Raw genomic sequence first — 22203 nt, forward strand, 5'->3', positions numbered from 1 at the left:
CCCCGGTGGTCCACGGCTCGTCCGGTCACCTGCCATACGCTCGCACCCGGAAGCAGCGACGCGGAGGTGAGTGCGCTGGCAGTGCCTTTCTTCACGCAATCGGCGATATTTTCCGATTTGTGGCCGATAACGCGACGGCACATTGTGGAAGTAGTCGAGAACGGCAAGTACTCGCACGGGCGCAAAGTCCTCGAATTGGAAAGCGCGCTGGCCGCGTACACCGGGGCCGCGCACGTGATCGGGGTGAACAACGGCACCGATGCGCTGGTGCTGCTGCTGCGGGCCTGCGGGCTGCAGCCCGGTGACGAGGTGGTGGTGCCGGCGTTCTCGTTCATCGCGTCGGCGTCGTCGGTGGTGCTCGCGGGCGGCAAGCCGGTGTTCGCCGACATCGAGCCGGACGGCTACGGCCTCGACCCCGGCGCAGTTGCCGCCGTCGCCGGGGCGCGGACCCGGTTCGTCATGCCGGTGCACCTGTTCCACCACCTCGCGGACATGACCGGCCTGGCCGAGGTCGCCCGCCGGCTGGACCTGACCGTGGTCGAGGACAGCGCCGAGGCGATCGGCATGCGCTACGACGGCGTGCACGCGGGCCTGCTCGGCGCCGGGGGAGTGCTGTCGTTCTTCCCGACCAAGACGCTCGGCGCGCTCGGTGACGCGGGTGCGGTCATCACCAACGACCCGGACATCGCGGAGACCGTGAGCGCGCTGCGCCACCACGGGCGGTTCGGCCGCACGATCGACAACTTCCCCGGCATCGCCACCACCACCGGCGTGGTCGGGGTGAACAGCAAGATGGACGACGTCCAGGCCGCCGTGCTGCTGGCCAAGCTGGGTCGGCTGGAAGCGGACATCCACCGCCGCGCGGAGTTGGCCAAGCGGTATGCCGAGGGCCTGGCGGGCGTTCCCGGCGTGCTGAAACTGCCGTCGGTGCTGACCCGGCGGGGGAGTGTGCGCGGCGTCTTCTACGTGTACGTGGTCGAGGTGGACCGGCGTGACGAGCTGGCCGCGCACCTCGCCGAACGCGGTGTCGGCACCGAGACCTACTACCCGGTGCCGCTGCACCTCCAGCCGTGCTTCGAAGAGCTCGGGCACCGGCCCGGTGATTTCCCGAATGCGGAGGCGGCGTGCCGGCGCACGCTCGCGTTGCCGCTGTACCCGGATCTGCCGCTCGGCGACGTCGACCGCGTGTGCGACGTGATCCGCTCCTTCTACCTCGGACGGCGCACGTGATCATCCCGTTCTTCCCACCGGACCTGTTCGACCGCGACCTGCTGCTGGAGGTGGTCGAGCAGGTCGGCCTGACTCCGGATCAGCGGTTCATCCTCGGCGCGCGCACGGCGGAGTTCGAGGCCGTGCTCCGGGACTCGCTGGGTGTCGCGGACGCGGTGGCGTGCGGCAGCGGCACGTCCGCGTTGACGTTGCTGCTGCACGCGATGGGCGTGGGGCCGGGCGACAAGGTGATCGTGCCCGCGTACGGGTGCGCGCCGCTGGCGTCCGCTCCGCTCCTGCTGGGCGCCACGCCGGTGTTCGCGGACGTCGACCCGTGGACGATGGTGGTCGACCCGGCCGAGGTGGACAAGCTCGTCACCGAGCGCACCAAGGTGATCATGCCCGCGCACATGTTCTCGGTGATGGCGGACATGCCCTCGTTGCGGCGGATCGCCACCGAGTCGGGCGTGCGGCTGCTGGAGGACTCCGCGGTCGGCCAGGGCGGTGTGCTCGCCGGACGACCGGCCGGGACCTGGGGTGACGCGGGCGTGTTCTCGTTCGTGCAGGTCAAGACGTTCGGCATGCCCGGCGAGGGCGGCATGGTCGTCACCGGCGACGCCGCGCTCGGCCGGGCGGTGCGGATGCTGCGCAACCACGGCCAGGACGGCGTGCAGCGGTTCGTGCACCACCGGATCGGCTACAACAGCCGGTTCGACGAGGTGATGGCCGCCTTCCAGCTGCGCCGGTTGGCCACCCTGCCGCAGCGGCTGGAACGGCGGGCGCGGATCGGCGAGTACTACACGGAGCGGTTCGCGGGCCTGGCCGGCCGGGGCGTGCTCGCGCCGCCGCCGGGCCGGGACGGGCGCTGCTTCTACGTCTACTCGCTGCTGGCCGACCGGCGGGACGCGTTGCGCGACCACCTGACCGCCCGCGGCATCGGCACGCACGTCTACTACCAGGCGCCGCTGCCGCGCCAGCCCGCGTTCGCCGGGCACGCGCAGCCGGGTCGCGAGTGGCCCGCCGCGGAGTCGGCCGCACGGCGGCAACTGGCCATCCCGATCCACCCCCACCTGACCGACGCGCAGGTGGAGCGCATCGCCGACGAGGTCTGCCGATTCGCGCAGACCTCCGGTTCTGAATCCGGCACCCAGACCGGTCACACAGCTGAGGAGGACCGATGACGACCACCATCGCGCCCGGATCCACCGGCGCGTACGTGAAGCTCGCCAAGCTCGACATCATCGACTACTACCTCGGTGTCCTGGTGGTGTGGGCGCTGCTGGCGCCCGCGTTGCGGCTGGACGGCGGCGTGCTGGCCACGATGGGCCTGTTCCTGGTCGGCGAGGTGTTCGTGATCGTCGCGATGGTCGCGCTGGACGACCTCACCGGGTACCGGGACGGCAGCGACATCGCGAACTACGCCCCGGACGCGCCGGCGCGCAAGCTCAACCGCAAACCCCTGGTCGCGGGCACCCTCACCGAGCCGCAGGTGCTGCGGTTCGCGCTGCTCACGGCCGTGATCGGCGCGGCGGTGTGGCTCGGCGCGCTGGCCATCGCACCGCACCGTCCGCTGTGGACGGTCGTGCTGGTGGCGGTCACCTACTTCTTCGCGCTGCAGTACTCGTGGGGCGTGAAGCTGAGCTACTGCGGCTTCCAGGAGTTCTTCCTGGCCGCGCTCGGCTGGGCGCTGGTGCTGGCGCCGTACGGCCTGGTCACCGGCGGGGTGGACGGCGTGGTGGTCGTGCAGGCGCTGATCTTCGGCCTGGGGCCGCTGCTGTTCGGTGTCTACTCCAACACCAACGACGTGGCGGGCGATCGGCGGGTCGGGCGGCCGACGGTGGCCGCACTGACCTCGCCGCGCGGCAACATGCTGTTCGTCAGCGCCGTCTCGGGGTGCGAGCTGCTGCTGATCCTGGCGCTGCCGCTGGTCGGCGGGCCGTGGTGGTTCCCGCTCGCCCTGCTGCCCACGATCCTGTTGCGGTTCAAGCAGTTGCGCGTCGGTTTCGGCGAGGGCGACATCCTGCGGGCGCGGCGGATCGGCATCGACGTCCACCGGGTGACCGTGGTGGCGCTGGTCGTGGTGAACCTGGTGGTGCGGTGATGGGCGTGGACGTCGACGTGGCCGTGATCGGCGCGGGAGTCGCCGGTCTGGCCGCCGCGCACGAGCTGGCGCGGGCGGGCCGCGAGGTGCGGGTGTTCGAGGCGGCGGACCACGTCGGCGGCCGGATGACCACGCGGCGGGTGTCCGGGTTCGTGGTCGACACGGGCGCCGAGCAGATCTCCACCCGCGGCTACCCGCACACGTGGGAGTTGTTGCGGCGGTTGGGACTCGACGACGCCGTGCCGAAGATCGGGCGGCAACTGGGCGTGTGGCGCGGCGGCCGGGTCCGGCGGGGGCTGGCGCACCCGCTGGGCATGGTCACCGGCGCGGGGATGTCCGTCCGGGCACGGGTGGACTTCGTGCGCGCCACGCGCGGCCTGGCCAAGCGGAACGTGTCCGACACCGAACGGCCCGAGGCGTCCAGGCTGGGCACGGCCACCGTCACGGAGTTCGCCGCGCCGTACCACCGTGACCTGCTGGAATACCTGTGCCAGCCGGTGGTGTCCGGGTTCTTCGGGTGGCGGCCGGAGCACTCCGCCGCCGCGCCGTTCCTGGGCCTGCTCGGCGCGATCGGCCCGTCCACGGCGTGGCGCACCTACGACGGCGGCATGGACGTGCCGGCCCGTGCGCTCGCCGCTCCGCTGGACGTCACCACGTCGTTCCCGGTGCGGGAGGTCCTGGCCGGACCGGGGTTCGCGCGGATCACCGGTGACGGCACGGAGTTGCGCGCCCGGTCCGTGGTGCTCGCCGTGCCCGCCCCCGTCGCGCGGCAGGTCTACGTGAACGCGCCGCCGCACGAGCGGCCGTTCCTGGACGCGTGCACGTTCACGCCGATGGTGAAGGTGCACCTGATGCTGGACCACCGCCCCGAGTCGCGCGTGTACCTGCTGGCCGTGCCGCGATCGGAGAGCCCGTCGGTGTCGGTCGTGCTGTTCGACCACCTCAAACACCCCGACCGGGCGCCCGAGGGCCGCGGCCTGGTGACGTTGATCGCGAGTCCGGTGATGGCGCCGGCGCTGCTGGACGCGCCGGACGACGAGGTGGTGCGCGTACTCGCCGACGAAGCCGAGCGGTTCGTGCCCGGCCTGCGTGCGGCCGTGACGGAGTCGGTCGTGCACCGGTTCCGGCACGGACTGCCCGAGGCCACGCCGCATGCCCTGGCGTTGCGCGGCGAGTTCGCGTCCGGGCTGGGCGGGGTCGTGGACTACGCGGGCGACTGGGTGAGCTTGACCCCGTACAGCGAGGCCGCCGTGCGGTCCGGCCGTCACGCCGCCGCACGGGTGCGGGCCAAACCCCCGTCCAGCACCGTCCCGTCGGACATCCGCAGCAGGAGGCAGCACACGTGAGGCCGCACGACATGGGCACGCTGTTCGACGAGGTCGCGGCGCGCGACCCGCACACCACCGTCCACCTGGACCGGCCGTTCGACATCGTGCCGCCCGGTTTCGGGTCGGGCGTCGACTACACGGTGCCGCAGCTGGCCGGGCTGGTCCGCGAGGCGTCGGGCTGGCTGTACGCGGCGGGCGCACGCCGGGGTGACCGGGTGGCGGTGGTCAAGCGCAACCACTACGACTACGACCTGCTCGCGTGCGCGGCGGTGCGGATCGGCGCGGTGCCCGCGCTGCTGTCCGGGCACCTGGCGGACGACGTGCTGGAGATCCTGCTCAAGCGGCTGGATCCGGCGGTGCTGGTCACCGACCGGGTGCCGCCGACCGGTCTGGCGCGGCGGGTGCTGGCGCTCGGCCCGCCGGTGCCGGGTGCGCTGACGTTGGACGACGTGCGCGGCTCGCGGGCGCCCGCGCCCCGGCGCAGGCAGGACGACGATCCGCTGGTCGTCAACCACACGTCGGGCACGACCGGTGTGCCGAAGCTCGTCGTGCACACGACCCGCACGATCGTGCACCGGCTGGCCCGGTTCGAGGCGGTGCGCTGGCCGGTGATCGGTGTGCGACGTGATGACGTGGTGGCCAACGCCAGCTCGTACGCGCACGGCCGCACGTTCTGCTGGACGGCCAGCGTGTTCTGCCTCGCGCCGCGCAGGATCGTGCTGCTCAGCGACCCGGCGTCGGCGTCGTCCGTGCTGGCGGAGCACCCGCCGACGACGTTGGAGGCGCTGCCGTCGGCGTACGTGCGGTGGCAGCCGTTGGCGGCGCGGCCGGACAACCCGTTCCGCGACGTCCGGCTGTTCGTCAGCACGTACGACGCCATGCACCCGCCGGCGATGCGGGCGATGTTGCACGCGTCCCGCCGCAAGCGCCCGCTGTGGATGCAGGGCTGGGGGCAGACCGAGACGGGTCCGCTGACGTTCCGGTTCCTCACCCGGCGCGCGCTCGACCGTTCACCCGATGCCCGTGACCTGGGACGTCCCGTGCCAGGTCGGACGCGGCTGCGGGTGGTGGACCCGACGACGTTCACGCCCGTGCCGCGTGGGCGGCCGGGGTTGGTGCTGGCGCGGACGGCGGCGCGGTGTGTCGGGTACGTGGGCGAGCAGGACCGGTGGGAGGCCAAGAACACCGGGCCGTGGTGGAACACCGGCGACCTGGGCGTGCTGACCCGCGGCGGCGCGGTGCGGCTGCTGGACCGCGAGGTGGACGCGGTGCCGGGGCTGAGCTGCCTGGAGGTGGAGGACCTGGTCGAGGACCGGCTGCCCGAGGTGGTGGAGTGCGTGGTGCTCGGCACGCCCGGCCGGCGGCCGATCCCGGTGCTGGTGATGTCCGGTCCGCTGGACCCGATGGTGTGGCGGCGGGCGGTGTCCGACCTCCCGCCGATGTCGGAGCCGCACGTGCTGGCGTGGGAGGACGTGCCGCGCACCGCCACCGGCAAGGTGCGGCGGCTGGACCTGCTCACCCGGCTCGTCGGCAGCGCCGAGACCTACGGCACCGGGCGGTGGACGTGACCACGTACGTCTTCGACCGCGCGCACGTCGCCGAGCAGCACCGCTGCCTGGCCGCCGCGTACGACCCGGTGACGTTCGCCCGGCTGGCGCAGACCGGGATCCGGCCCGGCTGGCGGTGCCTCGACGTCGGCGCGGGCGGCGGCAGCGTGGCGCACTGGCTGGCCGGGCGTGGCGCGACGGTGGTGGCCACCGACGTGCAGCCGGAGCACGTGGCGCCCGCGCCCCGGCTGACCGTGCTGCGGCACGACGTGGTGTGCGACCCGTTGCCCGAGGCCGAGTTCGACCTGATCCACGTGCGGCTGGTGCTGCGGCACCTGCCGGAACGGGACGGGGTGCTGCTCAAGCTCGTCTCCGCGTTGAAGCCGGGCGGGTGGTTGCAGGTGGACGAGTTCGACAACTCGTACAGCCCGGTGCTGCTCGCGCCGGACCGGCGGGCCGGCGAGCTGTACGAGACGTTCCTGGCGGTCAAGGAGAGCGTGTTCGAGGCGTTCGGCGTGGACGGCGGGTGGGGGCGCAAGGCCGCCGGTGCGATGGCCGCGGCCGGGTTGGTCGACGTGGACCCGCGGGTGGTCGTGCACCCGTGGCGGGCCGGATCGCCGGGCGTGCGGCTGCTCGCGCACACCACGCACATGTTGCGGGACAAGCTGGTCGCGGCCGGGATGACCGACACGCAGCTGGCCGCCGTGCGCGGCGTGCTGGCCGACGAGCGTTTCCTGGCCACCTCGCCCGTCGTCTACTCGGTGCACGGTCGGCGGGCCGCATGACGTCGACGTTGACGGCGGTGCCGTGGTCCGGGCCGGTGGACCTGCCGCTGGGCGGTGAGCTGGACGTGCAGGCGGCGTGCGGGCTCATGGAGGTGCACGGGCGCCGGTTCGGTCGGCCCACCGCGCTCGGGCTGGACTACGCGTCGATTGTGGCTGCGGAGCTGGACGCGATCGGTGCGTTGGCGCTGGACGTGGCGCGGTTGCGCGGTGTGCCGGTGCGGACGGTGTCCACTTCGGTCGCCCAGGCGGCGTTGTTGGCGGTGTCGCAGTACCTCGCGGCGGCCACGGCGGACGAGCCGGGGCCGGTGAGCGCGGGGGTGGGCGGGCCGCCGTTCGTGTCCGGCGACGGGGTGGCGTTCGAGATCGAGGCGTTGGACGCGGAGGTGTGGCGGCGGTTCTGGGCGGCGTTGGAGGCCGATCCGGGTGCGGTGGCGCGGGCGTGGCGGCCGTTCCAGCAGCGGTTCGCCACCGCGACGTGCCCGTTGCCGGCGGAGCTGACCGGGTTGACCGCGCGGCTGCCGATCGTGCTGCTGGAACGGGTCGCCGTGGCGACCGGGACGACGCTGGTGCGGGTGGCGCACCGGGCGGTGGACGACCTGCCGCCGTACCTGGTCCGGCCGTTGGGTGCGGAGTCGGGCCCGGTGGGTGACGGGGCACCGCACCACGCCGGCGTGCTGCCGTTGTCGGGACTGGTGGTGCTGGAGTCGTGCCGGCGGGTGCAGGGGCCGTTGGCCGGGCACCTGTTGTGGCAGCTCGGGGCGTCCGTGGTGCGGGTCGAGCCGCCGGGTGGCGATCCGCTGCGGGGTGTGCCGCCGATGTCCGGTGACGTGTCGGCCCGGTTCCACGCGTTGAACCGGGGCAAGCGGGTGGTGGAGGCCGATCTCGGTACCGTGGCCGGGCGGCGGGAGCTGCTGGAGCTGGCGTCGGGTGCGGACGTGTTCCTGCACAACTGGGGGCCGGGGAAGGCTGAGGCCTGGGCGTTGCGGGCGGTCGACCTGGCGCGGGTGCGGCAGGGGATCGTGTACGCGCACGCGTCCGGGTGGGGTGACGAGCTGTGGTCCGACTCGCTGGGGCCGCGGTCGCCGTTGGGGACGGATTTCGTGGTGCAGGCGCATGCCGGGGTGCCGCCGTCGCTGATGACGATCGTGGACGTGTTCGGCGGGGTGGTGTGCGCGCGGGGCGTGGTGGACGGCCTGGTGCGGCGGTTGCGGTCCGGGGTGGGGCAGTCGGTGGCGTCGTCGTTGCTGTCGGCGGCTTCGCGGTTGAACGCTCGGGCGACGCGGCGGTGCACGGCGCCGTTGAGCGTGCCGGTGTGCACGGATCTGGCGGCGTTGGGTCGGGATTCGCGGTTTTCGCGTGCCGTGGTGCGGGACGGGTGTGTGGTGCCGGTGTCGGCGTGGGAGTTCGGATGAGTTGGACGTCGTCCACCGGGGTGGTGTTGCGGGATCTGGTGCCTGCCGCGTTGCGCCGGTCCTGGGTTGCGGCGGGGTACTGCCCGGATCGGGATCTGTACTCGTTGTTCCGTGCCCGGGTGTCGGCGCATCCCCTTCGTACGGCGGTGATCGACGACTTCGGGTCGATGGATTACGCGTCGTTGGACCGCGCCGTGCGGCGGTTGGCGACGTTACTCCGTGGTTATGGTCCCTCCGACATCATCGGTATCGACCTGCCGAACGGACGAGAGGGGGTGGTGGCGGAACTGGCGGTGGCGGCGGTGGGTGCGGTGGCGGTGCACCTGCCTGATGGGCACCTGTCCGGTGGCGGTTCGCCGGTGGTGAGCACGGTGATCACCGACGTGTCGGCGGCGTTGGAGTCCGAGGGGGACGCTCCTTGGTCACCGGTCACGGTCGACCCGGAGGCACCCGCGCGCATCCTGGTGTCGTCGGGCTCGGAGGCGGCGCCGAAGCTGGTGGCCTATTCGCACAACGCGTTCGCCGGTGGTCGGGGCAACTACGTGCGGGCGGTGCACGGTGGTGTGGCGGTGCCGCGCGACCTGGTGCTGGTGCCGTTGGCGTCGGCGTTCGGTTCGTTCGGGGTGGCGATCACGCTGTGCCGGTTCGGCGGGACGGTGATGCTGATGCGGCGGTTCGACGCGGCGGCGGCGTTGCGGATGGTCGGGGAACACCGGCCGACGCACGTGTTCGGCGTGCCGACGATGCTGCGCCGGATGGCTGCCTCGCTGTCCGCCGTGGCGTCCACTGTGGACACCTCGTCGGTGCGTGCGGTGGTGTCGAGCGGTGACGTGCTGACGCCGGAGACGTTGTCAGTGGTGCGTGCGGCGTTCGGCCGCCCGGTGATCAACATCTACGGCTCGTCGGACGGCGTGAACTGCCACACGTCCACGCCCGAGCACGGTGTCGGCCGACCGGACCCGGCCGTGACCGACATCCGGGTCGTGGACGGGGAGATCTGCGCGCTGGGCCCGATGACACCGCTGTGCTACGTCGACGCGCCGGAGCTGGACGAGCGCCACCGCCTGCCCGGCGGCTGGGTGCGAACCGGTGACGAGGGCTACTTCGACGCCGACGGCACACTGCACGTGGTGCGCCGCCTCAAGCGCGTGGTGATCCGGGGCGGCTACACCATCAGCCCCGCCGAGGTGGAGCTGGTGCTGGACGGCCACCCCGGCGTGGCGGAGGTGGTGTGCGTCCCCATCCCGGACCGGGACCTGGGGGAGCGGCTGTGCGCGTGCGTCGCCATGCGCCCAGGCCACCGGCCGCTGTCGTTGGTGCAGCTCACGGCGTTCCTGAAAGAACGCGGCGTGAGCCGCCGCAAGCTGCCCGAACGCCTGGTGGTCCTGCCGGAACTACCGCTGGGGCGCACCGGGAAGGTCTGCCTGCGCACGGTGACCCGGCTGGCCGCCGAGCAGCACGGGGCCGCGCTGTGACCGTCCGGTGGGTTGTGGCTCGGAGACGATTGGGAGGTGGTTGTGATCAGGCTCGATCCGTTTACCGGGCCGGGGTTCGCCGCGTTGAACGCGTTGGCGAAGGCGGTGGGCGACGTTGACCTGCCGGCCGGGCTCGTCGAGCTGGTGCGGTTGCGGTGTTCGCAGATCAACGGGTGTGCCTATTGCATACGGCTGCACGGCGACGCGGCGGCGGCGTTGGGGGAGGAGCGCGACGTCTCCGCCTGGCGGACCGATCCTGCCTTCACGGGCGTGGAGCGGGCCGTGTTCGCGTTGGCGGAAGCGGTGACGTTGGTGCACGACGGGCACGTGCCGGACGCCGTCCTCGACGCCGCGATCCGGGCGCTGGGGGAGGTGCGGACCCAGCAGGTCGTGTGGGTGGCGATCGTGATCAACGCGTACAACCGCCTGGCGATCAGCGCGCGGCTCGTATGACGGTGGTCTGCATCGTGGGCGCGGGACCACGGGGGACCTCCGTGCTGGAACGGATCTGCGCCAACGCCCGCGAACCCGTCCGGGTGCACGTGGTCGACCCGTTCCCGCCCGGCCCCGGCCGGGTGTGGCGGACCGACCAGCCCGAGCACCTGCTGATGAACACACCCGCCGGCCAGGTCAGCCTGTTCACCGACGCGACCGTGCCGTGCGCGGGCCCGCGTGTGCCGGGACCGTCGCTGGCGGAGTGGGCGGGCGTCGACCCGGACGGCTATCCGTCACGGGCGCAGTACGGCCGCTACCTCGGCTGGGTGTTCCGGCGGCTCACCGGACAGGTGGACGTCGTCGTGCACCGCGCCGAAGCCGTGGCACTGGACGACACGGGCGTCACGCAGTCCGTCACCCTCTCCACCGGCCACCGCATCACCGCCGACGCGGTCGTCCTGGCCCTGGGCCACGACCTGGTGACCCCGTCGTGGACCGCCGGACACCTGTCACCCGGCAACGCGGCCGACGCGGACCTGTCGGCACTGCGCCCCGGCGACCCGGTCCTGTTGCGCGGCATGGGCCTGACGTTCTTCGACTACCTGAGCATGTGCACGGTGGGCCGAGGCGGACGCTTCACCCGCGCCGACGGCGCCCTCCGCTACCTGCCGTCCGGCCGCGAACCGCAGCTCTTCGCCACCTCCCGGCGGGGCGTGCCGCACCACGCGCGGGGCGTCAACCAGAAGGGCACGGCGGGCCGCCACGAGCCGGTCTTCCTCACCCACGACCGGATCGCCGCCCTCCCACGCGGCCGGTCGAGCTTCCGCCGCGACATCTGGCCCTTGGTGGACCAGGAAGTGCGCCACGTCTACCACCGCGCGCACCCGTCCGGCCCGCCGTGGAACTGGCGTCGGATCGCCCAACCCGCCCGCGGCCTGCGGTTCCCGAGCCGGGCCACCTACCAGAACTGGCTCGTCGGCCACCTGATCCGGGACGTCGCCCACGCCAAGCGCGGCAACGTGCGCGGCCCCGTGAAGGCAGCGCTCGACGTCCTGCGCGACATCCGCAACGAGATCCGCCTGGCCGTCGACCACGGCGGCATCTCCGGTGAGTCCTACCGCGACGACGTCGCCGGCTGGTACACGCCGCTGAACGCGTTCCTGTCCATCGGTCCACCGGTCGGCCGGATCGAGGAGATGATCGCTTTGCTGAGGTCGGGCGTGCTCCAGGCCGTAGGGCCCGACCTGCGACACGGTCCCACCGGGTTCACGGTCGGGGACGTCGAGGTGACGTCCGTGGTCGAGGCGCGGATGCCCGAGGTGGACGTGCGCCAGGCGGCGAACCCGCTCCTGCGCCACCTCCTGCGCACCGCCCAGGCCCGTCCGTTCCGCCTCGGCGCCTACGAGACGGGCGGCTTGGACGTGACCCGAACCCCGTCACGCGTCGTGGACGCGACCGGTCGACCCCACCCGCGTCGCTTCGCGTTCGGCGTGCCGACGGAATACGTCCACTGGGTCACGGCCGCCGGAGTCCGCCCGTGGTCGGCATCGGTGACGTTGGTGGAGGCCGATGCGATCGCACGGGCGGCACTGTCATGAACCTGCTCTCGCCGGTGTGGCCGGGACGCCGGTGGCGTCGCTCGTGATCGACGAGGCGAGGCGCACGCCGATCGGATGGCGGAGAACCGTGCGGCGGAGAGGCTGCGGGTGGCCGGAGCGCTGCTGAACATGAGGCAGAATCTGGCCGGTGAGCACCAACTGGGCAGGCAACTTCACCTTCTCCGCCGGGCTGACCGCGCACCCGACCTCGGTCGAGGAGGTCCAGGACGCGGTCAGGGCGGCCGAGTCGGCGCACGTGGTCGGCGCCGGCCACTCGTTCAGCACGATCGCCGACACCTCCGGCACGCTGATCAGCCTCGACCGGATGCCCGAGGTGTTCGAGGTCCGGTCCGGGTCGGTGCGGGTGGGCGCCGGGATGCGGTTGGCGCGGCTCGCCGACTTGCTGCACGCCGCCGGCCTCGCACTGCCCGCCATGCCGTCGTTGCCGCACATCACGATCACCGGTGCGTGCGCGACCGCCACCCACGGCTCGGGCAACGACATCCCGTCGCTCGCGAGCCTGGTCCGCTCACTCGACCTCGTCACCGCCGACGGCGGCATCACCACGTTGAGCAGGGGAGACGCCGGGTTCGACGGGGCCGTGGTGGCGTTCGGGTCGCTCGGCGTGGTGGTGGCGGTGGAGCTGGACGTCGTCCCGACCTTCGAGGTCGAGCAGCGGGTCTACCAGGACATGCCGTTCGACGCCCTGGTCGCGAACGTCGACGCGGTCTTCGCCAGTGCCTACAGCGTCAGCGCCTTCACCACCTGGCAGGGCGTGGCCCACGTGTTCGCCAAGCACCGCACGACCGACACCAGGCACGACCTGGCCTGGACGGGAGCGACGGCGGCCACCGAGCCGCACCACCCGGTCCCCGGCCAGCCCACCCTGCACTGCACGACCCAGCTCGGCGTGCCCGGCCCGTGGCACGAACGGCTGCCGCACTTCCGCGCCGACTTCACCCCCAGCGTCGGTCGCGAGCTGCAGTCCGAGTACTTCGTGGCCCGCGAGCACGCCGCCGAGGCGCTGAAGGCGTTGAACGCCCTGGCCGCCGAGCTCGCGCCCGTGCTGCTGACCTCCGAGGTCCGCACGGTCGCGGCCGACGCGCAGTGGCTGAGCCCGGTGCACGGCCGGCCGAGCGTCGCCTTCCACTTCACCTGGCAGCCCGACGACACGGCCGTCCGCACCGTGCTCCGCAAGATCGAGGCCTCGCTCAGCCCGTGGCGTCCACGCCCGCACTGGGGCAAGGTGTTCGAAATGGCCGACCCCGGTGAGCGGTACGAGAACTGGGCGCGGTTCGCCGAACTGCAGGCGCGACTCGACCCCGCCGGCAAATTCCGCAACCCCTTGATTGACGGTTGGTTCACCGGATAAGCGGGGTCCGCCCGAGCACGGCTTCCCGGTCCGTCACCCACCCTGACGGACCGGGCCCCACCGACGTGACCGCACGATCACAACCGGGAGCTCACAACCGGGAGCTCACAACCGGGCGAACCGCCGCAACGCCTCCACGTCGGGCACGACCACGTCACGCCGCAGGTGGCTCACCACGACACCCGCCTTGCGCAGGTCGGCGAACGCCTTCTCGGCCGTGCGCGGCTTCATCCCGGCGATCGACGCCAGCTCCACCTTGGTCAGCGGGATGCCCAGCACCCAGCCGTCGACCTCCTGCCTGCCGTGCGCGCAGACCAGCTCGGCCAGCACCCGCGCCACCCGTTCGGCGGCGGTGTGGGACAGGAAGTCGCGCCGCCGCCGGTTGGCCCACCGCAGCTGGTCGTCGATCACCCCGATCAGCTCCACGAACCCGTCGTTGCGGCGGTGCAGGAACCCGTGCAGCTCGGCGCTGGTGATCAGCTTCGCGGTGACGTCACCGCAGGTCACGACGGTGGCCGAGCGCGGCTTGTGGTCGAGTCCGGCGAGTTCGCCGACCAGGTCGCCCGCAACCCGCACGGTGAGCACGGCGGTGTCCCCGCTCGCGTCGTTGACCAGTACCTTCACCACGCCTTCGAGCAGCAGGAACACGTGCGTGTCGGTGGCGTCCTGGACGATGATCTCCCGGTCGGCGGCGTAGCGGACCGCGGTCCCGAGGGTCAGCAGCTCCTGCCTGCTGCTCTCCCGCAGCCGGGCGAGCAGGGTGCCCGGTGGCCACTCCGGCGTCGCCACGCTCTGCCGCACCGCGGGCGTGCTCGACTTCGTGGTGGCCAGCGACCGGCCGGCGTCGGCGAACGACGCGTAGCCGCGTTCGAACGACGGGTCGGGCAGCACGCCGGCCAACAGCGCCTCGCACGCCCGCCGCTGCTCGTCCAGCGCCTGCACGGCCGGGTGGTCCGGGCCGAGTGTCGCCGCGGACTGCGTCGACGCGTCGCGCACCACGTCGAGCAGGCGTTGCGCCTGCGTGCGGGTGCCTTCGAGGTGTGCCAGCTCCAGTTCCGCCGACGCCAGGTTCGACATCGCGATCACCGCGTGCGGGTGGTCCGCGCCCAGCCTGGTGGCGGTGCGGTCGGCGGCCGACCGCAGGCTGGGCAGCGCGAGCCGGGCCCGTTCGGCGGACCGGCGCACCCTGGCCAGCTCGAACTCGGCGGACGCCAGGTTGGCCTGCGCGACCAGCGCCCGCGGGTGGTTCGGTCCCAGTGAGTTCAGCGCCCGGTCGGTCGCGTCGCGCAGATCGGTCAACGCCTCGGCGACCTCTTCGGCGTCACCGTGGTCGCGGGCGATCCGGAACCGCGCGCACATCAGGTTCAGCCGGACCACGCACGTCTGCGGGTGGTTCGAGCCGAGCACCGCCGCGTTGCGCTGCAAGGCCAGCTCCAACGCGCCCGTCTCGGTCGACTTCACCGGTTCGACCGCCACCGCGACCGAACCCACCGCCACCGGGTCGGCCACCGTCGCCGGGTCGAGGAAGTCGCCCACCACCTGGCGCAGGGGAGCACCCCGACCGAACGCCGCACCCGGCGCCCTCCGCCGCACCTGACGCGGCGCGATCGTGCCCGGCTCACGCCGACCCCGGGCCACGGACGCCAGCGCCTGCTGGTCGCGCACCCGTGACGCCTCCGGACCTGTCGGGTCCACCAGGGCGAGCATGGCGATCAGCAGCGCGTCCGCGGCGTCGGCGGAGCCGATCCGGGTCAGCGCGGCGGCACAGCGCAGCAGGCGGTCCACGTCCCGGCGGGCGCTGAGCGTGTCCAGCGAGCGTGCCAAGTCCACGGCGAGGCGCCGTGCCGCCTGCCGGTCCGGGGCGGACCGGGACAGGACTGCTTCGAGTTCGACCATACGGTTCATCCGGCACCCCAGGTGGTTGCTCGGTCTGCGACAGCGCTGTTCACGCGTTCGGACGCCGTGTTCCGGCGTTCGGGCGCGCGCACTCGTGCCGTCGGAGTGGAATCCTCGTCCATAGCGGCGATATCGGTTGCTCCGGGTATTCGTTAGCGCATGCCTGACATTGTTACGGGTCAAATGGTCGGATGTCCGAACGCTATCCGCAATATTGCGGAAAACCGTGCAAGTTTTTGCCCGGCGGTGCTCATCAGGGGGTGAGCGCCGCCCTCGACATCCGTGAAGGCGGCGCTCCTCGGTCCCCGCGACCTTAGACGTCTGATGAGTTGGACAGAAATGGCCCGCCCCCGACGCTCGTCCGGAGGCGTTCGGCATGACCCCACCGAGCAACGGCGTCGGGACGCTCCCAGACTTCGACGGCGGGACCGGGCGATAACCCGGTCCCGCCGTCGAGGGGCGCGAACAGCCGCTGTGCCGGCGATCTCCGGACGGCGGCGACTTCGATCAGGCGGGGACGGCGGCCGTTCCCGGCGCGTCGGCGGGCAGCGGCAGGACCTTGGCGAAGATCGGCACCGCGACCCCGGCCACCACGAAGTGCATCACCATCAGCCCGATCACACCGATCGCGCTCGCACCCGCAATGCCGAACAGCGGCAGGTCGGGCAGCAACGACACCACGACCACGATCGGCACCAGCTTGCGCAGCAACGCGTTCGGGCGCTTGGCCCTGCTGCGGATCAGCGACCACGCCACGGCGGCCACGACCACGCCGACGGTGGTCAGGAAGACGTACGCCTGCGGCGCCAGGCCTTGGATGACCTGCGGCGACGCACCGAGCGCCTGGGCCGCGAAGGACACCACGGTGTTACCCGCGGACGCCAACACGATCGCTGCCAGGACGCCAACTACGACCCGACCCTTGCTCGATTCCACGGCTACTCCCCAACGGTGTCGATAGCGCTGTCGATCCGGTGCTCGACCGGCACTGTCGAGTTCGGACAGATGGTCTGCGGAAAGGGTCAGGTGGGGCCGCCCGGTGTTCGCGGGCAGCCCCACCTGAGTCGGGGGAGGGGTCAGTTCTTGAGCAGCGCGGCGACGGCCTCGTCGAGGGGCGTGGTGGGCCGGCCGATCAGCGTCCGCAGGTCGCCGGAGGTGCTGGCGAGTTCACCGGCGGCGATGGCGCGGTCGGCGTCGACGAGCATGTCGGCGACGAAGTCGGGTAGCCCGGCGCCGACGAGGATCCCGCGGTGCTGGTCGGCGGGAACGTCCTGGTAGGCGACGGTCTTGCCGGAAATGCGGGCGATGGCGTCGGCCAGCTCGGCGTAGGTGAAGGGCTCGTCGGCGGCCAGCTCGTAGGCCTTGCCCTCGTGGCCTTCGCCGGTGAGGGCCGCCACGGCGGCCTCGGCGTAGTCGATGCGGGGAACGCCGCCGACCCGGCCGTCACCGGCACTGCCGACGATCGCGCCGAAGTCGAGGCTCTGGGCGACCGACTGCTCGTAGTTCTCGGTGTACCAGCTGTTGCGCAGGAACGTGAACGGGATGCCCGACTCGCGGATGAGCTCCTCGGTGGCCTTGTGGTCGGGGGCCAGGGAGATGCTCGTGGTGTCGGCGTACAGGACGCTGGTGTAGAGCAGGTGGCTCACACCGGCGGCCTTGGCGGCGTCGATCACGGCGGCGTGCTGAGGCACCCGCCGGCCGACCTCGCTGCTGGAGATCAGCAGGACCTTGTCCGCGCCGGCGAACGCCTCGACCAGGGTGGAGGGCTCGTTGTAGTCCGCGGTGCGAACCTGGACGCCGAGCGCGGCGAGGTCGGCGGCCTTCTGCGGGTCGCGCACGGTGGCTACGACCTGATCCGCGGGGACCTTCTTGACCAGGGCTTCCACGACCAGGCGGCCGAGCTGTCCAGTGGCACCGGTGACAACGATCATCGAGAAACTCCTCAACTCGAAACTCTGCTCTCCACAAGACTGCACTAACTTTTAGAAAGTGCAACCCTGGGGTGAGTACCATCACGTGAGGAGGTGCTGTGCTGAGAGTATCCTCAGAAACATGAGCGAGGTGTCCGAGTGCGCGGTCGAGCGCGAGACCGAACACGACCAGTTGTTGTTCGACGTGTTCGCGCAGCGTTGCCCGTCGCGGGCGACCCTGGAGCACCTCACCGGCCGCTGGGGAGTGCTGGCGATGGCGGCGCTGCACGACGGCACGTTCCGCTTCAACGAACTGCGCCGCCGGGTCCACGGGGTCAGCGAGAAGATGCTCGCCCAGACCCTGCAGGCGTTGGAGCGTGACGGTTTCGTGCACCGCGAAGCGCAGCACACGATCCCGCCGAAGGTCGAGTACAGCCTCACCGACCGCGGCAAGCGCACCGCCGCGTTGCTGGTCGAACTCATCCACGACGTCGAGGCCCAGATGCCCGACGTGATCGCCGCCAACCAGCGCTACGACGCGGCGAAGAACGGCTGACCGCGCCGCCGGGCGCTTCCGCGGACCACTCGCACTGCCTCCCGATGCGGCACCTGTGCCGCCGGGAGGCAGCGGTGTGTGCGCCTGTTCGTTCGAAGTCTCCGCCGTGATCGTCTCAGTTGGCGTCGCCGGGTTCTCGACCCCGAAAGTTTCTGTCATGCTGACGAAACACTTCTGCCGCCGCCTGATCAACGACGATCACGGAGGAACGCATGAGGAAGTCACTCGGGGTCGTGCTGGCCGTCGTGCCGGTGCTCGCGGCCCTGGTGGTGACCGCGCCGGGCGCCTCGGCCGCCGCGACCACCCTGAAGGCCGGCGCTTCGGCCAAGGGACGGGTGTTCGGCGCGGCGGTCGCGGCCAACCGGCTGGGTGAGTCGGCCTACGTCACGACCCTGAACCGCGAGTTCAACCAGGCCACGCCCGAGAACGAGATGAAGTGGGACGCGACCGAGCCGAACCGCGGCCAGTTCACCTACGGCAACGCCGACCGCGTCGTCAACCACGCCCGCGGCCAGGGCATGGCGGTCCGCGGCCACACACTGGTGTGGCACAGCCAGTTGCCCGGCTGGGTGTCGAACATCGGCTCCGGCAGCGAGCTGTTGTCGGTGATGCGCAACCACATCTCGAACGTGGCAGGCCGTTACCGCGGCCAGATCGCCTACTGGGACGTGGTGAACGAGGCGTTCGCGGACGGCACCAGCGGCGCCCGGCGCAGCACGGTGTTCCAGCAGCGCATCGGCAACGGCTACATCGAGGAGGCGTTCCGCGCCGCGCGCACCGCCGACCCGAGCGCCAAGCTCTGCTACAACGACTACAACACCGACGGCCAGAACGCGAAGTCCACCGCCGTGTACAACATGGTGCGCGACTTCAAGGCGCGCGGCGTGCCGATCGACTGCGTCGGCTTCCAGGCCCACCTGTCCACCGGCAGCGTGCCGGGTGACATCCAGGCCAACCTCCAGCGGTTCGCCAACCTGGGCGTGGACGTCCACATCACCGAGTTGGACATCGGCGGTTCGGGCACCTCGCAGGCCGACGCCTACGCCCGCGTGATCAGGGCCTGCCTGGCCGTGTCGCGCTGCAACGCCATCACGGTCTGGGGCGTGACGGACAAGTACTCGTGGCGGGCGAGCCAGACGCCGTTGTTGTTCGACGGCAACTACAACAAGAAGCCCGCGTACAACTCGGTGCTCTCGGTCCTGAACAGCTGATCATCCCGGGCCGCGCCAGGCGGTGGACCTCGGGGCGTGACGCCCGGGACCTACCGCCGCCGACCCCACCAGCAGGGGAGGAAGTTCCATGGCAAGAACGAGTCGTGTGCTCGCGGGCGCCATCGCCCTCGCGGCACTGCTCGCCCCGTCCGTGCCCGCGGTCGCCGCCGCCGACGTGGCCGCCGCGGCACCGGTCCGGGTGATGCCGCTGGGTGATTCGATCACCGACGGTTTCAACGTCCCCGGCGGCTACCGCGTCGACCTGTGGCAGAAGTTCGTGGCCGGCGGCTACAGCGTCGACTTCGTCGGCTCGGCGGTCAACGGTCCGAGCAGCCTCGGCGATCGCGACCACGAGGGCCACTCGGGCTGGACCATCGCCCAGATCGACAGCAACGTCACCAACTGGCTGCGCACCTACACCCCCGAAACGATCCTGCTGCACATCGGCACCAACGACATGTACGGCGGCGACCCGGCCGGCGCGCCGAACCGGCTGTCCGCCCTGGTCGACCGCATCACCACCCTGGCGCCCAATGCGCGCCTGTTCGTGGCGACGATCACCCCGCTGTCCTCCTACGACTCGACCGTGCGGACGTTCAACGCGACGATCCCGCCGATGGTGCAGAGCAAGGCCAACGCGGGCAAGAAGGTGTACCTGGTCGACCAGTACCGCGCGCTGACCACCGCCGACCTCGCCGACGGCGTGCACCCCAACGCCGGTGGCTACAGCAAGATGGCCACCGCCTGGTACAACGCGCTGCTGTCGGTGCCGGGCAGCATCGGCAACGGGGGCAACCAGCCGCCCGACCCCGTCGGTGCCTGCACGGCGACCTCGCGCGTCGTCAACTCCTGGGGTGGCGGGTACCAGGGCGAGATCACCGTCCGCAACACCGCGACGTCCGCGCTCAACGGCTGGACCGTGCGGATGACCCTGCCCGGCGGGCAGAGCCTCGCCAACATCTGGGGCGGGGTGAACACCGGCACCAGCGGCGCGGTCACCGTGAAGAACGCCGCCTACAACGGGTCGGTCGGCGCGGGCGCGTCCACCACCTTCGGGTTCGTGGTCAACGGCGGGTCGTCCACCCCGGGCGACCTGACCTGCGCCAGCCCGTGACCGACTCCTGACCCGCGTGCGATCGACGGGATACCCGCGCCAAGCACTTGGTGCGGGTATCCCGAGGGCTGCGGCCGCGGAGGGGATCGACGGTGGCACGTCCCCAGGGCGCGGATATGGCGGTTGATACTCCGATTGGGTGAACCGGCGTTGAACCACTTCAGTCGGCGCGTCGCGATGCCGAAGAAGGAGATAAGCACCGGAACCCCGCACGGGACCGGTGCTTTTTCGCGTTCCAGCGGCGGTTCGGTGTCAGGTCGGCGCGGGCGGGGGTGAACGTCTCGCTCATCCTGTCTCCCCTCTGGTCTCGCCGGGCCAACGATCTAACGTTAACACCCGCTTGCATGCGTTAGATTGGTGTGATTGGCTTCTAACGGCAACGGTGCGACGCAGACGTTAGAACGCCCCGAGGTAGGAGACACATGACACGCCCGCCCCTTCCGCCCTTCGACGAGGCCACCGCCCGGCAGAAGGTGCAAGCCGCCGAGGACGCGTGGAACACCAGGGACCCGCTTCGCGTCGCGGCCGCGTACACGCCCGATTCCGTGTGGCGCAACAGGTCCGAGTTCGTCGTCGGACGCGACGAGATCGTGGCCTTCCTGACTCGCAAGTGGGAGCGTGAGCTGGACTACGCCCTGCGCAAGTCGTTGTGGGCGTTCACCGCGGACCGGATCGCGGTCCGGTTCCAGTACGAGTGGCACGACGAGTCCGGCCAGTGGTGGCGCAGCTACGGCAACGAGAACTGGGAATTCGACGCCGACGGCTACATGCGGCGCCGTGAAGCCGGCATCAACGACGTCCCGATCACGGCTGCCGACCGACGGATCTTCGGTTCCCGCCGCCCCGACGAACGCGAAGACTCGATTCCGCTGCGCTAGAGGTGTTCGCGAGGGTTCAGGCCCCGTGGCCGACCCAGGCCTGCGACTTGATCGTCTTCATCGTCAGGTGCGAGTCGACGCGGGCGATGCCCGGTGTGTCCTCGAGTTTGGTCGTCACGAACTCCTCGAACGACGACAGGTCCTCGGTCGCGATCCGCAGGAAGTAGTCGGGGAGCCCGAACATGCGGCGGAACTCGACCACCTCGTCGTAGGCCGCGACCCGTGACTCGAACCGGGCGACTGTCGCGCGGTCCTTCTTGGCCAGGTCGACGTTCACGATCACCTCGAACGCCTGGCCGGTCGCCGTCGGGTTGACGTGCGCGTGGTAGCCGGTGATCACGCCGTCCTGCTCCAGCCTGCGCACCCGCCGCAGGCACGGCGCCGGCGTGAGCCCGACGCGGTCGGCCAGTTCGGTGTTGGGCAGCCGGGCGTCCAGCCGCAACTGCTCGACGATTGCGCGATCGATCCGATCCATGCCTGAATATTGCGCATGTGAGGCGTGGAAGGCAATATTCGCAATCGCGTTGCGAAGGATATCGCCTAGCGTTGCCGGCATGGCCACCGTCGTTGAGCTGCGGTATTACCCGATCAAGAGTTGCGCGGCGGTCGCGGTGCGGGAGGCCGTGCTCACCCCCGCCGGCATCGCCGGCGACCGTGCCTTCATGGTGACCGACCTGGCCGGCGGGTTCCGCAACCAGCGCCGTGACCCCACGTTGGCCGTGATCCGGCCGAACCTGGACGGCGACGAGCTGACACTGCGCGCGCCCGGCATGGCGGAGATCCGCGTGCCGGTGAACGCGACCGGGCCGAGCCGCCCGGTCACGCTGTTCGGCGAGGCCTACCGCGGCATCGACCAGGGCGACCGGGTGGCCGCGTGGCTGAGCGAGATCCTCGGCGGGCCCCGGCGCCTGGTCCGGGTCCCACCCGACCACGACCGCGTCACCGATGGCGAGACCCCCGGCACCTCCGCGTACGCCGACAGCTGCGCGATCCACCTGCTGTCGACGGCGTCACTGGACGACCTCGCCGGCCGACTCACCGCGCCGGTGCCCACGGCCCGTTTCCGCCCGAACGTCGTCGTGGACGGCTGGCCGGACCCGTACCACGAGGACCACGCGAAGCGGCTCACCATCGGCGCGGCCGAGCTCGGCTACGCGAAACAGGCGATCCGCTGCGTCATCACGATGGTCGACCAGGACACCGGGGGTAAGGCGGGACCGGAGCCGCTGCGCACCCTCAGCCGCTACCGCCGCGTCCCGGAGGGCGGCGTCGCGTTCGGCGCGAAGTTCGCGGTCCTCCGGCCCGGTCGGATCGCGGTGGGCGACGCGGTCACGTGACGAGCCGCAACGCGTTCAGCCCTGGTCTGCGAGAAGGCC

Annotated in this window: 19 protein-coding genes and 1 pseudogene; 16 read left to right on the forward strand and 4 right to left on the reverse strand. The window is 71.5% G+C overall.

Going from position 1 to position 22203, the window contains the following annotated elements:
- The first annotated feature begins 141 nt into the window (after positions 1–141).
- The 11 genes from FM051_RS05860 to FM051_RS05910 all read left to right on the forward strand — a co-directional run bounded on the left by FM051_RS05860 (position 142) and on the right by FM051_RS05910 (position 13262).
- Positions 142–1230, forward strand: a complete 1089-nt coding sequence (locus FM051_RS05860; protein WP_238412193.1) for a DegT/DnrJ/EryC1/StrS family aminotransferase — start codon at positions 142–144, stop codon at positions 1228–1230.
- Positions 1227–2390, forward strand: a complete 1164-nt coding sequence (locus FM051_RS05865; RefSeq protein ID WP_158841450.1) for a DegT/DnrJ/EryC1/StrS family aminotransferase — start codon at positions 1227–1229, stop codon at positions 2388–2390. Before FM051_RS05860 ends, FM051_RS05865 begins: the two co-directional genes overlap by 4 nt.
- Positions 2387–3310: a UbiA family prenyltransferase gene (locus tag FM051_RS05870; protein WP_158841452.1), complete on the forward strand. Its 924-nt coding sequence runs from the start codon at positions 2387–2389 to the stop codon at positions 3308–3310. The genes FM051_RS05865 and FM051_RS05870 overlap by 4 nt, the downstream gene beginning before the upstream one ends.
- On the forward strand, positions 3310–4656 hold the full coding sequence (locus FM051_RS05875) for an NAD(P)/FAD-dependent oxidoreductase (RefSeq protein ID WP_158841454.1): 1347 nt from the start codon (positions 3310–3312) through the stop codon (positions 4654–4656). The genes FM051_RS05870 and FM051_RS05875 overlap by 1 nt, the downstream gene beginning before the upstream one ends.
- A gap of 11 nt (positions 4657–4667) precedes the next feature.
- On the forward strand, positions 4668–6206 hold the full coding sequence (locus FM051_RS05880) for a class I adenylate-forming enzyme family protein (protein WP_158841860.1): 1539 nt from the start codon (positions 4668–4670) through the stop codon (positions 6204–6206).
- Positions 6203–6970, forward strand: coding sequence for a class I SAM-dependent methyltransferase (locus FM051_RS05885; protein ID WP_338019458.1), 768 nt, complete (start codon positions 6203–6205; stop codon positions 6968–6970). The genes FM051_RS05880 and FM051_RS05885 overlap by 4 nt, the downstream gene beginning before the upstream one ends.
- Positions 6967–8382, forward strand: coding sequence for a CoA transferase (locus FM051_RS05890; RefSeq protein WP_158841458.1), 1416 nt, complete (start codon positions 6967–6969; stop codon positions 8380–8382). Before FM051_RS05885 ends, FM051_RS05890 begins: the two co-directional genes overlap by 4 nt.
- Entirely contained in the window at positions 8379–9857 is a 1479-nt protein-coding gene (locus FM051_RS05895) for a class I adenylate-forming enzyme family protein (RefSeq protein ID WP_158841460.1), read from the forward strand. The genes FM051_RS05890 and FM051_RS05895 overlap by 4 nt, the downstream gene beginning before the upstream one ends.
- Positions 9858–9899: 42 nt before the next feature.
- The gene (locus FM051_RS05900) at positions 9900–10310 is read left to right on the forward strand and encodes a carboxymuconolactone decarboxylase family protein (RefSeq protein WP_158841462.1); all 411 of its coding nucleotides are present in this window, start codon (positions 9900–9902) and stop codon (positions 10308–10310) included.
- Complete coding sequence (locus FM051_RS05905) at positions 10307–11890, forward strand: FAD/NAD(P)-binding protein (RefSeq protein WP_158841464.1); 1584 nt, start codon at positions 10307–10309, stop codon at positions 11888–11890. The genes FM051_RS05900 and FM051_RS05905 overlap by 4 nt, the downstream gene beginning before the upstream one ends.
- 148 nt (positions 11891–12038) lie before the next feature.
- A complete protein-coding gene (locus tag FM051_RS05910; RefSeq protein WP_202918701.1) occupies positions 12039–13262 on the forward strand; it encodes an FAD-binding protein in 1224 nt (407 codons plus the stop codon).
- Positions 13263–13367: 105 nt separating this feature from the next.
- Here the strand turns inward: FM051_RS05910 and FM051_RS51535 are convergent, their stop codons facing one another.
- The 3 genes from FM051_RS51535 to FM051_RS05925 form a co-directional block, all read right to left on the reverse strand.
- Entirely contained in the window at positions 13368–15167 is a 1800-nt protein-coding gene (locus FM051_RS51535; RefSeq protein WP_238412158.1) for a Crp/Fnr family transcriptional regulator, read from the reverse strand.
- Positions 15168–15665: 498 nt separating this feature from the next.
- Positions 15666–16094: a DUF6069 family protein gene (locus FM051_RS05920; protein WP_158841466.1), complete on the reverse strand. Its 429-nt coding sequence runs from the start codon at positions 16092–16094 to the stop codon at positions 15666–15668.
- 140 nt (positions 16095–16234) lie between these two features.
- A complete protein-coding gene (locus FM051_RS05925) occupies positions 16235–17089 on the reverse strand; it encodes an SDR family oxidoreductase (RefSeq protein WP_158841468.1) in 855 nt (284 codons plus the stop codon).
- A gap of 121 nt (positions 17090–17210) precedes the next feature.
- Between FM051_RS05925 and FM051_RS05930 the strand changes: the two genes are divergently transcribed.
- From FM051_RS05930 to FM051_RS05945, 4 genes and pseudogenes are all read left to right on the forward strand, one after another.
- Positions 17211–17624, forward strand: coding sequence for a winged helix-turn-helix transcriptional regulator (locus tag FM051_RS05930; protein ID WP_158841470.1), 414 nt, complete (start codon positions 17211–17213; stop codon positions 17622–17624).
- A 212-nt stretch (positions 17625–17836) separates the two neighbouring features.
- Positions 17837–18826, forward strand: a pseudogene (locus FM051_RS05935) (glycoside hydrolase family 10 protein); the annotation flags it as partial.
- Positions 18827–18923: 97 nt separating this feature from the next.
- Positions 18924–19949, forward strand: coding sequence for a cellulose binding domain-containing protein (locus FM051_RS05940; RefSeq protein WP_158841472.1), 1026 nt, complete (start codon positions 18924–18926; stop codon positions 19947–19949).
- A 422-nt stretch (positions 19950–20371) separates the two neighbouring features.
- Positions 20372–20827, forward strand: a complete 456-nt coding sequence (locus FM051_RS05945; RefSeq protein ID WP_158841473.1) for a nuclear transport factor 2 family protein — start codon at positions 20372–20374, stop codon at positions 20825–20827.
- 16 nt (positions 20828–20843) lie between these two features.
- Here FM051_RS05945 and FM051_RS05950 read toward each other — a convergent pair whose 3' ends face one another.
- A complete protein-coding gene (locus FM051_RS05950; protein WP_158841474.1) occupies positions 20844–21302 on the reverse strand; it encodes an Lrp/AsnC family transcriptional regulator in 459 nt (152 codons plus the stop codon).
- A gap of 79 nt (positions 21303–21381) precedes the next feature.
- Between FM051_RS05950 and FM051_RS05955 the strand changes: the two genes are divergently transcribed.
- Positions 21382–22164: an MOSC domain-containing protein gene (locus FM051_RS05955; RefSeq protein WP_158841475.1), complete on the forward strand. Its 783-nt coding sequence runs from the start codon at positions 21382–21384 to the stop codon at positions 22162–22164.
- Positions 22165–22203: the final 39 nt, after the last annotated feature.

Origin of the sequence: Saccharothrix deserti, assembly GCF_009769385.1 — a bacterium.
In the GTDB taxonomy this organism is placed as follows: domain Bacteria; phylum Actinomycetota; class Actinomycetes; order Mycobacteriales; family Pseudonocardiaceae; genus Actinosynnema; species Actinosynnema deserti.

Bases quoted from the DNA above. Each gene is read 5' to 3' on its own strand.
- FM051_RS05950 (WP_158841474.1), bottom strand. From the start codon at position 21,302: ATGGATCGGATCGATCGCGCAATCGTCGAGCAGTTGCGGCTGGACGCC.
- FM051_RS05940 (WP_158841472.1), top strand. From the start codon at position 18,924: ATGGCAAGAACGAGTCGTGTGCTCGCGGGCGCCATCGCCCTCGCGGCA.
- FM051_RS05880 (WP_158841860.1), top strand. From the start codon at position 4,668: ATGGGCACGCTGTTCGACGAGGTCGCGGCGCGCGACCCGCACACCACC.
- FM051_RS05945 (WP_158841473.1), top strand. From the start codon at position 20,372: ATGACACGCCCGCCCCTTCCGCCCTTCGACGAGGCCACCGCCCGGCAG.
- FM051_RS05870 (WP_158841452.1), top strand. From the start codon at position 2,387: ATGACGACCACCATCGCGCCCGGATCCACCGGCGCGTACGTGAAGCTC.
- FM051_RS05955 (WP_158841475.1), top strand. From the start codon at position 21,382: ATGGCCACCGTCGTTGAGCTGCGGTATTACCCGATCAAGAGTTGCGCG.
- FM051_RS05895 (WP_158841460.1), top strand. From the start codon at position 8,379: ATGAGTTGGACGTCGTCCACCGGGGTGGTGTTGCGGGATCTGGTGCCT.
- FM051_RS05905 (WP_158841464.1), top strand. From the start codon at position 10,307: ATGACGGTGGTCTGCATCGTGGGCGCGGGACCACGGGGGACCTCCGTG.
- FM051_RS51535 (WP_238412158.1), bottom strand. From the start codon at position 15,167: ATGAACCGTATGGTCGAACTCGAAGCAGTCCTGTCCCGGTCCGCCCCG.
- FM051_RS05875 (WP_158841454.1), top strand. From the start codon at position 3,310: ATGGGCGTGGACGTCGACGTGGCCGTGATCGGCGCGGGAGTCGCCGGT.
- FM051_RS05925 (WP_158841468.1), bottom strand. From the start codon at position 17,089: ATGATCGTTGTCACCGGTGCCACTGGACAGCTCGGCCGCCTGGTCGTG.
- FM051_RS05890 (WP_158841458.1), top strand. From the start codon at position 6,967: ATGACGTCGACGTTGACGGCGGTGCCGTGGTCCGGGCCGGTGGACCTG.
- FM051_RS05930 (WP_158841470.1), top strand. From the start codon at position 17,211: ATGAGCGAGGTGTCCGAGTGCGCGGTCGAGCGCGAGACCGAACACGAC.